General features: G+C 59.8%; 13 protein-coding genes and 1 tRNA gene. All 14 read left to right on the plus strand.

Annotation, left to right across the window (positions count from 1 at the left end; translation table 11 throughout):
- The first annotated feature begins 25 nt into the window (after positions 1-25).
- The 14 genes from HBN61_RS18965 to pcaF all read left to right on the plus strand — a co-directional run bounded on the left by HBN61_RS18965 (position 26) and on the right by pcaF (position 13,217).
- The gene (locus HBN61_RS18965) at positions 26-1,222 is read left to right on the plus strand and encodes an amino acid aminotransferase (protein ID WP_170047607.1); all 1,197 of its coding nucleotides are present in this window, start codon (positions 26-28) and stop codon (positions 1,220-1,222) included.
- 65 nt (positions 1,223-1,287) lie between these two features.
- Positions 1,288-1,363: transfer RNA gene (locus tag HBN61_RS18970), tRNA-Asn, on the plus strand.
- Between the two features lie 151 nt (positions 1,364-1,514).
- A complete protein-coding gene (locus tag HBN61_RS18975; RefSeq protein WP_170047609.1) occupies positions 1,515-2,357 on the plus strand; it encodes an IclR family transcriptional regulator domain-containing protein in 843 nt (280 codons plus the stop codon).
- 215 nt (positions 2,358-2,572) lie between these two features.
- A complete protein-coding gene (locus HBN61_RS18980; RefSeq protein WP_170047611.1) occupies positions 2,573-3,544 on the plus strand; it encodes an AraC family transcriptional regulator in 972 nt (323 codons plus the stop codon).
- A gap of 180 nt (positions 3,545-3,724) precedes the next feature.
- On the plus strand, positions 3,725-5,086 hold the full coding sequence (benA, locus tag HBN61_RS18985; protein WP_170047613.1) for a benzoate 1,2-dioxygenase large subunit: 1,362 nt from the start codon (positions 3,725-3,727) through the stop codon (positions 5,084-5,086).
- On the plus strand, positions 5,087-5,566 hold the full coding sequence (benB, locus tag HBN61_RS18990) for a benzoate 1,2-dioxygenase small subunit (protein WP_170047615.1): 480 nt from the start codon (positions 5,087-5,089) through the stop codon (positions 5,564-5,566).
- A 143-nt stretch (positions 5,567-5,709) separates the two neighbouring features.
- Complete coding sequence (gene benC, locus HBN61_RS18995; RefSeq protein ID WP_094993877.1) at positions 5,710-6,720, plus strand: benzoate 1,2-dioxygenase electron transfer component BenC; 1,011 nt, start codon at positions 5,710-5,712, stop codon at positions 6,718-6,720.
- Between the two features lie 107 nt (positions 6,721-6,827).
- A complete protein-coding gene (locus HBN61_RS19000; RefSeq protein WP_170047617.1) occupies positions 6,828-7,604 on the plus strand; it encodes a 1,6-dihydroxycyclohexa-2,4-diene-1-carboxylate dehydrogenase in 777 nt (258 codons plus the stop codon).
- Between the two features lie 107 nt (positions 7,605-7,711).
- Positions 7,712-8,833 carry a muconate cycloisomerase family protein gene (locus tag HBN61_RS19005; RefSeq protein ID WP_169964450.1) on the plus strand — a complete coding sequence of 374 codons (1,122 nt, stop codon included), beginning with the start codon at positions 7,712-7,714 and terminating at the stop codon, positions 8,831-8,833.
- A 16-nt stretch (positions 8,834-8,849) separates the two neighbouring features.
- The gene (gene catC, locus HBN61_RS19010; RefSeq protein WP_094993880.1) at positions 8,850-9,140 is read left to right on the plus strand and encodes a muconolactone Delta-isomerase; all 291 of its coding nucleotides are present in this window, start codon (positions 8,850-8,852) and stop codon (positions 9,138-9,140) included.
- Between the two features lie 33 nt (positions 9,141-9,173).
- Positions 9,174-10,115 (plus strand): catechol 1,2-dioxygenase, encoded by a 942-nt coding sequence (catA, locus tag HBN61_RS19015; protein ID WP_170047619.1) that lies wholly within the window; start codon positions 9,174-9,176, stop codon positions 10,113-10,115.
- Positions 10,116-10,381: 266 nt separating this feature from the next.
- Entirely contained in the window at positions 10,382-11,233 is an 852-nt protein-coding gene (locus HBN61_RS19020; protein WP_170047621.1) for a CoA transferase subunit A, read from the plus strand.
- Positions 11,233-12,015, plus strand: coding sequence for a CoA-transferase subunit beta (locus HBN61_RS19025; RefSeq protein WP_170047623.1), 783 nt, complete (start codon positions 11,233-11,235; stop codon positions 12,013-12,015). The genes HBN61_RS19020 and HBN61_RS19025 overlap by 1 nt, the downstream gene beginning before the upstream one ends.
- On the plus strand, positions 12,012-13,217 hold the full coding sequence (gene pcaF, locus HBN61_RS19030; RefSeq protein ID WP_094993884.1) for a 3-oxoadipyl-CoA thiolase: 1,206 nt from the start codon (positions 12,012-12,014) through the stop codon (positions 13,215-13,217). Before HBN61_RS19025 ends, pcaF begins: the two co-directional genes overlap by 4 nt.
- Positions 13,218-13,234 lie beyond the last annotated feature (17 nt).

Raw genomic sequence — 13,234 nt, forward strand, 5'->3', positions numbered from 1 at the left:
TTCCCTATTCAGAGCCGCCGTAATAATGAGCCTGTTCTCCGCTGTCGAAATGGCACCACGCGATCCTATCCTGGGCCTCAACGAAGCATTCAACGCCGATACCCGTACCAGCAAAGTGAATCTGGGGGTCGGTGTTTACTGCAACGAAGAGGGAAGAATTCCGCTCTTGCGTGCCGTTGTCGAAGCCGAGACCCAACGCGTCGCTCAACACGCGTCGCGCGGTTACTTGCCAATCGACGGTATTGCCGCCTACGACCAGGCCGTTCAAAAACTGCTGTTCGGTGCCGAGTCGCCGTTGCTGGCCGCTGGCCGTGTCATCACCACCCAGGCAGTCGGCGGGACGGGCGCTCTGAAAATCGGCGCAGACTTCCTCAAGCAGCTGCAGCCCGATGCGGTGGTCGCCATCAGCGATCCAAGCTGGGAAAACCACCGCGCACTGTTTGAAACCGCAGGTTTCCCGGTGCAGAACTACCGCTACTACGACGCCGCCACCCACGATGTGAACCGTGCCGGGATGCTGGAAGACCTGAACGCGCTGCCGTCGGGTTCCATCGTGGTGCTGCACGCCTGCTGCCATAACCCGACCGGTGTCGACCTGACCCCTGCTGACTGGCAGAACGTGCTGGACGTGGTCAAGGCCAACCAACTGATTCCGTTCCTCGACATGGCCTATCAGGGCTTTGGTGACGGCATCGCCGAAGACGCCGCAGCCGTGCGCCTGTTTGCTGACTCGGGCCTGAGCTTCTTTGTGTCCAGTTCGTTCTCCAAGTCGTTCTCGCTGTACGGCGAACGTGTTGGCGCACTGTCGATCATCACCGAATCCAGGGACGAGAGCGCGCGCGTTCTGTCTCAGGTCAAGCGTGTGATCCGCACCAACTACTCGAACCCGCCAACCCACGGCGCAAGCATTGTGGCGGCTGTGCTCAACAGCCCTGAGCTGCGGGCCATGTGGGAAGACGAGCTGGCCGAAATGCGCCTGCGCATTCGTGGCATGCGCCTGCAAATGGTCGAGTTGCTGGCCAAGAAGGCACCTGAGCACGATTTCAGCTTCGTGGCCCGCCAGCGCGGCATGTTCTCCTACTCGGGCCTGACCGTGGAGCAAGTGGTGCGCCTGCGGTCCGAGTTCGGCATTTACGCGCTCGACACGGGTCGCATCTGCGTGGCTTCTTTGAACCAGCGCAACATTGAGGTGGTTACCGACGCCATTGTTCAGGTCATCTGAATAATGCAAAGAGAAGTCTTCACGAGTGTTGACTTCTCTTTTTATATCAGTAAGATAGACGCCATTCCGCGATAGCTCAGTTGGTAGAGCAAATGACTGTTAATCATTGGGTCCCTGGTTCGAGTCCAGGTCGTGGAGCCAGATAAAAGAAAAGCCGCTAGCGATAGCGGCTTTTTTTATGCCTGTCGATAAGGTTTCCTGCCTGTTAGCTGTGCCGCGCCCGTTTGCGATTATCAAGTGGCGGTTCGATAATCGCCCCGGCCTTTGTTGGCATCAGGACAGGAAAACAATAATGAGCGAAGAACGCCCGTTGCCACTCTCTACCGTGGCGCCGTCAATTGTGGCGTCCCCCGCCAAGCGCATCGACGCCTTGACCGGCGACCCGAATTTCATGACGTCACTGGCCCGAGGCCTCGCCGTGGTGCATGCCTTCCAGGAGCGAAAACGGCAACTGACGATTGCGCAGATCAGCCATCGCACCGAAATTCCCCGTGCCGCCGTACGCCGTTGCTTGCATACCCTGATCAAACTCGGCTACGCCACCACCGATGGGCGCACGTATTCCTTGCTGCCCAAAGTGCTGACCCTGGGTCACGCTTACGTGTCTTCGACCCCCTTGGCGGTGACGGCCCAGCCCATTCTGGATCGCCTCAGCGAACACCTGCATGAGGCGTGCTCAATGGCCACGCTGGAGGGCGATGAAATCCTCTACATCGCCCGCTCGGCAATCCCTCAACGCTTGATCTCGGTTGATTTGAGTGTGGGCAGTCGTTTACCGGCCTATTGCACGTCCATGGGACGAATTCTGCTCGCCGGGCTGGATGATCTGGCGCTGGACGATTATCTGGAGCGTGCCAAACTTCACGTCAAAACCAGCCGTACGGTCCATACCGTGGACGGTTTGCGCGCAAGCATCGGACACGTCCGCGAGCAGGGGTGGGTACTTGTCGATCAAGAGTTGGAAATCGGTTTGCGTTCGATTGCCGTCCCATTGAAAGACGCGGCGGGACAAGTCCTGGCAGCCCTCAATGTGGGGACTCACGTCAGCCGCGTATCTAGCCAGGAGCTGGAGTCGCGCTACCTGCCCATACTGCTGCAAGCCAGCCGGGAACTCAGCACCCGGCTCTATAGCTGAAACAGTGTGCGTTAATCGAACGCTTGGCAGAAGGTTCAATTGAGTCCTTCTTCGTCGTGCGGCTTAATGCGACAGGCGCCATGCGCCATGCGCCGAGAACCGTTCCTCCGGTCAGCGTATTTATCTGTGCACACAGGCATAGAATCGGTGGCAGCTTGATCAAACACTGCGTTTAGGCAAAGCGCAGTGCATAAAAACAACGTGAGTGCCTTGCCATGAACAGTTGCCTGCTCAGTAACACCAGTAGTGTGTTCGACCGTGCGGACCCCCATGCCGTCTCCAGCTACGTGAATGAACACATGGGAATGCACGACATCCGTATGCCGCGGCTCGGTCAGCCCGCGGCTTCGTTAAACCATCGCAAGTTCGCCAGCCTTGACCTGTGTCGCATCAGCTACGGCGGCAGTATGCAGGTGACTTCGCCTGCGCTGGAGACCATTTACCACTTGCAGGTGTTGTTGCGTGGCCATTGCCTCTGGCGCGGGGGCGGTGAGAAGCACCACTTCAGCCCCGGCGAGTTGTTGCTGATTAACCCGGATGATCCGGTCGACCTCACGTATTCCGCTGACTGCGAGAAATTCATCATCAAATTGCCTTCCTCGCTGTTGGATAAAACGTGCCGCGATCATCACTGGCAGCCCCCTGATGACGGAATTCGTTTCAAACCCAGGCACAACCTGCATCAGTTAGAGGGTTTTTACGGTCTGTTGCAGTTGGTGTGCGTGGAAGCGGAGAGCGCTCACACGTTGCAGCAAGTGCAAGAGCACTTTACGCGGATCATCTGCGCCAAATTGCTCACACTGCTGGACAACAACGTCAGCCGCCTGCCGCTCGCACAAGGCGCCGCCAGTTTTGAGCGCATTCTGCAATTTATTGAAACCAACCTGAAACACGACATCAGTGTTGAGCAATTGGCCCGTCTGGCGCACAGCAGCCCACGCTCGTTGTATGCCTTGTTTGAGCGACACACGGGCACGACGCCTAAGAGTTTTATCCGTCAGAAGAAGCTCGAACAGATCCGCTCAAGCCTTTGCGACCCGGCCGCACGGGTGCGCAACGTGACGCAAGTCGCCTTGGAGTATGGGTTCCTGCATTTGGGACGGTTTTCGGAAAGCTACAGAAGTGCTTTTGGCGAATTGCCCTCCGAAACCCTGCGTCGCCACAAGGCACCTAACCCTCAGGGGTAGCTGCACCGTCGGCCTGATCCGGGCCGATGACCTTTTGCTGTGCCGCTCATCCGCTGCCGTTTACCTGCCGACTGCGGGTATGCAGTAAACGGATAGAGGTCGTGCACAAAGCGGATATTGCCGCGTCACCGGGCAACGTAGCCTTGATTCCGTTGAAACAATAATAACGGAGCCATGGCCATGAACCTGGGACTCGACTACCTGAACAGCCTGCTGCAAGACGATAAAGAGAACGGCATCTTCCGCTGCAAACGCGAAATGTTCACCGACCCGCGGTTGTTTGATCTGGAGATGGAACACATCTTCGAAGGCAACTGGTTGTACTTGGCACATGAAAGCCAGATCCCGCAGAGCAACGACTACTACACCACCCACATGGGGCGTCAGCCGATTTTTATCGCACGCAACAAGGCGGGTGAACTCAATGCGTTTATCAACGCTTGCAGCCATCGCGGGGCAATGCTCTGTCGTTTCAAAAGCGGCAACAAGGCAACCTACACCTGCCCGTTCCACGGCTGGACGTTCAATAACTCGGGCAAGCTGCTCAAAGTCAAAGATCCCAAGCACGCCGGTTACCCGGAAAGCTTCGACTGCGACGGCTCCCATGACCTGAAGAAAATTGCTCGGTTTGAGTCGTACCGGGGGTTTCTGTTCGGCAGCCTGCGCGATGACGTTGCGCCGCTTGAAACCTTCCTTGGCGAATCGAAAAAAATCATCGACATGGTGGTCGATCAATCTGCCGATGGCCTGGAAGTGCTGCGCGGTTCATCGACCTATGTGTACGAAGGTAACTGGAAGTTGCAGGCCGAGAACGGCGCTGACGGCTACCACGTGTCGGCCGTGCACTGGAACTACGCTGCGACCCAGCAGCAGCGCAAGCTCAAAGAGGCAGGGGATGATATTCGCGCCATGAGCGCGGGCGGCTGGGGCAAAAAGGGCGGGGGGTTCTACGCCTTCGAAAACGGCCATTTGTTGCTCTGGACCCGTTGGGACAACCCTGAAGACCGGCCAATGTTTGCCGAGCGCGATCGCCTTGCCAGTGAGTTCGGTGACGCGCGGGCTGACTGGATGATCGGTAATTCACGCAACCTGTGCCTGTACCCCAACTTGTACCTGATGGACCAGTTCGGCTCACAGCTGCGCATTGCCCGGCCGTTGGCAGTCGACAAGACCGAAGTCACCATCTATTGCATCGCCCCCAAAGGCGAGAGCGCTGAATCGCGTGCCAAACGGATTCGTCAGTACGAAGACTTCTTCAACGTCAGTGGCATGGCCACGCCGGACGATCTGGAAGAGTTTCGCGCCTGTCAACAAGGCTTCGCCGGTCGCGCCATGGAATGGAATGACATGTCCCGGGGCAGTGAGCATTGGGTCGATGGCGCCGACGAATCGGCCAGGGAGATCGACCTGCAGCCGTTGATGAGCGGTGTGCGCACCGAAGACGAGGGCTTGTTCGTGTTGCAGCATACGTATTGGCAGTCGCAAATGGTGGCAGCGCTTACACACCGTCAGGATCAGATGATTCACGTGGAGGGCGCGTAAATGAGCCTGACCTACGAAGCCGCGCGAGACTTTCTTTACCGTGAAGCGCGTTACTTGGACGACAAGCAGTGGGACGATTGGCTGGAAATGTACGCCCGCGACGCAAGTTTCTGGATGCCCGCCTGGGACGATCGCGACCAATTAGTGGAAAACCCCCAGACCGAGATCTCGTTGATCTGGTACGCCAACCGCAGCGGTCTGGAAGACCGCGTGTTTCGCATCCGCACCGAACGCTCCAGCGCGACGGTGCCTGACACACGCACCTCGCACAACATCAGCAACATAGAACTGATCGAGCAAGCGGAGGGCCTGTGCAAACTGCGTTTCAACTGGCACACCCTGAGCTTTCGCTACAAGGTCGTCGATCATTTCTACGGCACCAGCTTTTACACCCTGGACACCCGCGGGCCTAACCCGCTGATCAAGGCTAAAAAGGTAGTCCTGAAGAACGACTACGTGCGTCAGATTATCGACGTGTAGCACCTCTAAACCCGATGCGGAGCCTGCGCTGGCCCGTATCAGGGGCGAGCAGAACCCCCGGTTCTTGCCGCCACCTTGGGTGCCGTGCGCGCATGAAGCTCCGCCTGCGGTTTGACCTCTTTCTGTGTTAAGCGAGGCGTGCCATGAGCCATAAGATCGCACTGAATTTTGAAGACGGGGTGACCCGTTTTATTGATGCCGCTGTGGGCGAAACGGTTGCGGATGCGGCCTACCGTCAGGGCATCAACATCCCGCTCGATTGCCGCGACGGCGCTTGCGGTGCTTGTAAATGCTTCGCGGAGTCCGGTCAGTACGACCTCGGCGAAGAATACGTTGAAGACGCCTTGAGTGAAGAAGAAGCGCAACGCGGCTTCGTATTGACCTGCCAGATGCGCGCCGAAAGCGACTGCGTGGTGCGCGTGCCAGCTTCCAGCGAGGTGTGTAAAACCCGGCAGGCCAGTTATGAGGTGCACATCAGCGCAGTGCACCCGCTTTCCGAAAGCACCATCGGCCTGTCGCTCAAGGGCGAGGCCCTGAGCAACCTGGCATTTCTGCCGGGCCAATACGTCAATCTCAAGGTGCCTGGCAGCGAGCACTCACGTGCCTATTCGTTCAGCTCGCTGCAAAAGGACGCAGAGGTCAGCTTTCTGATCCGCAATGTGCCCGGCGGGTTGATGAGCCGTTATTTGGTCGGCCAGGCAGCGGTCGGCGACACCATGACCCTGACTGGCCCCATGGGCAGTTTTTACCTGCGGGATATCAAGCGGCCGCTGTTGCTGTTGGCGGGTGGCACGGGGCTGGCGCCACTCACCGCCATGCTGGAAAAAATCGCCGAGCAGGGCAGTGCCTACCCCCTGCACTTGATCTATGGCGTGACCCATGACGTCGATGTGGTGCAAGTGGACAAATTGCAGGCCATGGCCGCATGCATCGCCAACTTCACCTACAGCGTGTGCGTCGCCAACCCGGACAGCACGCACCCGCTCAAGGGGTATGTCACCCAGCACATTGCGCCCGCGCACCTGAACGATGGGGATGTGGACGTTTACCTGTGCGGCCCGCCGCCGATGGTGGAAGCGGTTAGCAGCTACCTGCGCGAACACGGCATTGAGCCTGCGAATTTCTATTACGAGAAATTTGCCGCCAGCGCCTGAGTGTTGCTCTTGTCGGCCCGTTGCTGGCTCAACGGGCGTGTTTATTCGCAGTGCGGTGCGGGATTCGCTGGCCGGATCGCCCACCTGCTTATAGCGAGATCGGAACCATGAATATGCGTTTTCAAAAGAAGGTTGCAGTTGTCACGGGTGCCGCTCAAGGCATTGGGCGGCGTGTGGCCGAGCGCTTGGGGCAAGAGGGTGCGCAATTGGTGTTGGTTGACCGTTCGGAGCTGGTGCATGAGCTGGCCGCTGAATGGGCGCATGTGACCGACGTGTTGACCCTGACCGCTGACCTTGAACACATCGCGCAATGCCGGCGGGTGATGGCGGCAGCAGTCGAACGTTTCGGGCGACTGGACATCCTGATCAACAACGTCGGCGGCACCATCTGGGCCAAACCCTTTGAGCATTACCAGGCATCTGAAATCGAGGCCGAAGTGCGCCGGTCCTTGTTTCCGACCTTGTGGTGCTGCCATGCCGCATTGCCACACATGCTCGAACAAGGGGCAGGCGCCATCGTCAACGTGTCTTCAATTGCCACTCGCAGCATTAACCGCGTCCCCTACGGCGCGGCCAAGGGGGGGGTGAATGCCCTCACGGCGTGCCTGGCGTTTGAGACGGCCGAGCGCGGGATTCGGGTCAACGCCACAGCGCCGGGCGGGACCGAAGCGCCGCCACGGCGCATCCCGCGAAATGCCGCCGGGCAGACCGAACAGGAAAAAGCCTGGTACCAGCAAATCGTCGACCAAACCGTTAGCAGCAGCCACATGAAGCGTTACGGGACGATTGACGAACAAGCGGGCGCAATTTTGTTCCTTGCCAGCGATGACGCCGCGTACATCACCGGCGTGACGCTGCCCGTCGGGGGGGGCGATCAGGGCTAGGCGGGTTTGTGCCAGTTAGCCATCTGTGTCAGGCACCGACAACGCTGCTCCTGTGCCGGGCGCAGCCAGTCCCTGACCTCTTTATTAATGCAACAGAGAACCCTGAAATGAGCCAAGTCCTGATCGAACGTGTGTCGGCCGTTATCGTCGACCTGCCCACCATCCGCCCCCACAAGCTGGCCATGCACACCCTGCATAAACAGACACTGGTCGTGATCCGCGTGCAGTGCAGCGATGGCATAGAAGGTATCGGTGAGTCGACCACCATTGGTGGGCTGGCTTACGGCAACGAAAGCCCGGAAAGCATCAAGCAGAACATCGACAGCCATTTGGGGCCGCTGTGGGTGGGCCAGGACGCTGCCAACATCAATGCAGCGATGTTGCGGCTGGAAATAGCGGCTAAAGGCAACACGTTTGCCAAATCCGGGCTGGAAAGTGCGCTGCTCGATGCTCAGGGCAAGCGCATGGGGGTGCCAGTGAGTGAGTTACTGGGCGGGCGTGTGCGCGACAGCCTTGAGGTGGCCTGGACCTTGGCCAGTGGAGATACCGCCCGCGATATCAGCGAAGCGCAACAGATGCTGGACCTGCGTCGTCACCGGATTTTCAAGCTGAAGATCGGGGCCAACCCGGTTGCCCAGGACCTCAAGCACGTGATTGCCATCAAGCAGGCCTTGGGTGAGCGCGCCAGCGTGCGGGTGGACGTCAATCAGTCGTGGGACGAGTCGCAGGCCATTCGCGCTTGCGAAGTGTTGGGCAATAACGGCATCGACCTGATCGAGCAGCCGATTGCGCGTATCAACCGCGCCGGGCAAGTGCGCCTGAACCAGCGCAGTCCGGCACCGATCATGGCGGACGAATCCATTGAAAGCGTCGAAGACGCCTTTGGCCTCGCCGCAGACGGCGCAGCGAGCATCTTCGCCCTGAAAATAGCCAAAAACGGTGGCCCGCGAGCGGTGCTGCGCACGGCGGCCATTGCCGAAGCGGCAGGCATCGCGCTGTACGGCGGCACCATGCTCGAAGGGGCCATCGGCACCCTGGCCTCGGCCCATGCCTTTGTGACCCTGCGTCAACTGAGCTGGGGAACGGAGTTGTTTGGCCCCTTGTTGCTCACTGAAGACATTGTCACTGAACCACCGGTTTATCGCGATTTTGCGTTGCACGTACCGCGTACGCCGGGCCTTGGCCTGACCCTCGATGAAGAGCGCCTGGCGTTCTTTGCCCGTAACTGACCCGGAGGACCCGCACATGTTGTTCCACGTAAAGATGACCGTAAAACTGCCGGCGGACATGGACCCGGCCAAGGCCACAACACTGAAGGCCGATGAGAAAGAACTGGCCCGGCGCCTGATGAGCGAAGGCACCTGGCGGCACTTGTGGCGCATCGCCGGGCAGTACGCCAACTACAGCGTATTTGACGTGGAGAGTGTGCAAGCGCTGCACGACACCTTGATGCGTTTGCCGTTGTTTCCCTACATGGATATTGAGGTTACGCCGCTGTGTCGGCACCCGTCCTCCCTTCGCGAAGACGACCGTTGATTACGCCCATAACAAAAAAATGAGGTAACACCCATGACCGTTAACGTTAGCCACACTGCCGAAATACAGCACCTGTTTAAAGAGGCGGCCGGTTTTAACAACGACCAGGGCAACCCGCGGGTTAAAGCCATCATGCTGCGCTTGATCAACGACGTCGCCACGCTTATTGAAGACCTGGAGATCACCGACAACGAGTTCTGGTTCGCGGTGGACTACCTCAACCGTCTGGGCGGGCGCAATGAGGCGGGTCTGCTGGTGCCGGGGCTGGGGCTGGAGCACTTTCTTGATGTGCTACAAGATGCCAAAGACGCGCAAGCAGGCCTGAGCGGCGGCACGCCTCGCACCATTGAAGGCCCGTTGTATGTGGCGGGCGCGCCCATTGGCGAAGGCGAAGTGCGCATGGACGACGGCAGTGAACTAGATCACGCCACCGTGATGTTTTTGGAAGGGGTGGTACGAGACAGCGAAGGCCGCGCGGTTGCGGGGGCGGTGGTCGACGTGTGGCACGCCAATACCCATGGGAGCTACTCCTACTTCGACACGCGTCAGACGCCGTACAACTTGCGCAGGCGCATCGTCACCGATGCCAAGGGCCAGTACCGCGCCCGCAGCATCGTGCCCAGTGGATACGGCTGCTCACCCGACGGCCCGACTCAAGAATGCCTGAACATGTTGGGGCGTCACGGTCAGCGCCCGGCGCATATTCATTTTTTCATCTCGGCGCCGGGCCATCGGCACTTGACCACACAGATCAATCTCTCAGGTGAAGAGTACCTGTGGGATGACTTCGCCTATGCCACCAGAGAGGGGCTGGTGGGGGACATTACCTTCGTCGAAGACCCGGCAGTGGCCCGTGAGCGGGGTGTTCAGGGTGAGCGCTTTGCTGAATTGAAATTCGATTTCCAGTTGCAAAAGACACCACGGGTTGAAGCCGAACAGCGCAGCCAGCGGCCTCGCGCGATGCAAGACGGCTGAATCGGCAAGTGGGCGGCCGCGGCGCGGTTGCCCACCCCTCGCATTAACCTGGGCGATGCGCGCGGCGCGTCACGGATGGCCTGATGCGCCTGCTGCGAGGCGTCATGAAAGCTTGATTAACGAATGCGCCCCGTCCGCTGCCTGATCGGGTGCCTGTGTTCGATTATCGAGCCACCAAGCGTTTAGCGCATGGGGTGGCATGCCTGCCGAGCGTACTTCTTCTCTACCCGACGCCTTGCTGCGTCCTGAACATTATTGAGATCACCATGGCTGAGATTCTTTCCCTGCGCGAAGCTGTCGAGCGCTTTGTGAATGACGGCGACTCCCTGGCGCTTGAGGGGTTTACCCACCTGATTCCGACGGCAGCGGCACACGAGATTATTCGTCAGAAAAAGAAAGATCTGACACTGATTCGTATGACGCCTGACTTGGTATACGACTTGATGATTGGTGCCGGGTGCGCCAGGAAGCTGATTTTTTCGTGGGGCGGAAACCCGGGCGTCGGCTCGTTGCATCGCCTGCGCGACGCCGTTGAAAAGGGCTGGCCGCAGCCATTGGCAATCAGCGAGCACAGCCATGCGGCCATGGCCAATGCGTATGTGGCCGGCGCCTCAAACCTGCCGTTCGCGGTGCTACGCGGGTATCAGGGCTCGGATTTGGTGAAGGTCAATCCCGACATCAAGTTCATCGAATGCCCCTACACCGGCGAGCAATTGGCCGCTGTACCGAGCGTGCGCCCGGATGTGAGCGTGATCCACGCGCAGAAAGCTGACCGCAAAGGCAATGTGTTGATTCAGGGCATCCTCGGCGTACAAAAAGAAGCTGCGCTGGCGGCCAGGCACTGCATCGTGACCGTCGAAGAAGTGGTGGATGACTTACAGGCGCCGATGAATGCCTGTGTGCTGCCCGGCTGGGCGCTGAGCGCGGTGTGCGTTGTCCCCGGCGGCGCACATCCGTCTTATGCCCATGGTTACTACGAGCGTGATAACCGCTTCTACCAGGCGTGGGATTCCATCGCTCGCGACCGTGAGACTTTTACTGCCTGGATCGATGAACACATCCGTGGCACTGAGGCTTTTGAGCAGTTTCAGGCGAAACTGAACGCAGGGACCAAGTGATGAACGACTTCAATACCAACGAAATGATGACCGTGGCGGCTGCCCGAAATCTGGGCAACGGCAGTGTCTGCTTTGTCGGCATTGGCCTGCCTTCCAAAGCGGCCAATCTGGCGCGTTTGACCCATGCGCCCGAGGTGGTGCTGATTTATGAGTCCGGCCCGATCGGTGCAAAACCGAGCGTGTTGCCGCTGTCCATCGGTGACGGCGAACTGGCTGAAACCGCCGACACGGTGGTCCCCACCGGCGAAATCTTTCGCTACTGGCTGCAAGGCGGGCGCATCGATGTGGGCTTCCTCGGTGCCGCGCAGGTCGACAAGTTTGGCAATATCAATACCACGGTGATTGGCGACTACCACCAGCCCAGGGTACGTCTGCCGGGTGCGGGGGGCGCGCCGGAAATCGCGGGCAGTGCGAAGAACGTCTTGATCATTCTCAAGCAGGGGCACCGCACGTTCGTCGAAAAACTGGCCTTCATCACTTCAGTCGGGCATGGCGAGGGCGGCGATTACCGCAAGCGTCTCGGGTTGCCGGGTGAGGGGCCGGTGGCGATCATCACCGACTTGTGCATCATGGAGCCGGAAGCGCACAGCCGCGAATTTATCGTCACTTCGCTGCACCCGGGCGTGACCCGTGAACAGGTCATTGACAACACGGGCTGGCCGATTCGCTTTGCCCCCCACGTGGCCACCACCCTGGCGCCTACCGTGGAAGAGTTGGCCGCGCTGCGGGCCCTTGAAGCCCGTACCGCCATTGCCCACGGGCAGACGGGAGGTCAGGAATGAGCCGCGAGGTCTTCATCTGCGATGCCGTGCGCACGCCAATTGGCCGGTTGAATGGAGGGCTGGCGCCGGTACGCGCCGACGATCTGGCGGCGATCCCGTTGCGCGCCCTGATGCAACGCAACCCGCAGGTGGACTGGACGGCCGTGGACGAAGTGTTCATGGGCTGTGCCAATCAGTCGGGCGAAGACAACCGCAACGTGGCGCGCATGGCACTGTTGCTCGCCGGTCTGCCAGCCAGCGTGCCGGGGGTCACCCTCAACCGTCTGTGCGCGTCGGGCATGGAAGCGGTGGGCGCTGCGTTTCGGGCCATTGCCAGCGGCGAAATGGCGTTGGCCATCGCGGCCGGGGTCGAATCCATGACCCGTGCGCCGTATGTGATGGGCAAGGCCGAGAGCGCTTTTGGGCGCGCCCAACAACTCGAAGACACCACGTTGGGCTGGCGTTTCATCAACCCGGCGCTGCGGGCCGCCTACGGTGTGGACAGCATGCCGGTCACCGGTGACAACGTAGCCCACGAGTACGCGATCAGCCGCGCCGATCAGGATGCCTTCGCACTGCGCAGCCAGCAAAAGGCCGCCGAGGCCAAAGCGGCGGGCTATTTTGCCGAAGAAATTGTGCCGGTGGTCATCCACAGCAAGCACGCAACGTCGGTTATTGACACGGATGAGCACCCGCGCGCCGGTTCATCGCTTGCAGCCCTGGAACAGCTCAAGCCGGTCAACGGCGACGGTCAGACCGTTACGGCAGGCAATGCATCGGGCCTCAACGATGGCGCGTCGGCCATGGTGCTGGCCTCGGCTGACGCGGTGGCCAAGTATGGTTTGACGCCTCGGGCCAAAGTGCTGGGCATGGCCAGTGGCGCGGTTTTGCCACGGGTGATGGGGGTAGGCCCGCTGCCCGCTGTGCGCACCCTGTTGGCGCGCCTTGACTTGAGTCTTCATGACTTCGATGTGATTGAGCTCAACGAAGCGTTTGCGGCGCAAAGTTTGGCAGTCACCCGTGCATGGGGGCTGGCTGACGACGATGCGCGTGTCAATCCGCAGGGGGGCGCGATTGCCCTTGGGCATCCGCTGGGCATGAGTGGTAATCGGCTGGTACTGACGGCGGTCCACCATCTGCATAAGTACGGCGGCCAGTATGGGCTGGCGACGATGTGTGTGGGGGTCGGCCAGGGGTTGGCATTGGCCATAGCGCGCGTCTGACCTGGTGGTTCGCCGTT

Source organism: Pseudomonas sp. WS 5071 (assembly GCF_012985765.1).
Lineage (GTDB): Bacteria > Pseudomonadota > Gammaproteobacteria > Pseudomonadales > Pseudomonadaceae > Aquipseudomonas > Aquipseudomonas lundensis_A.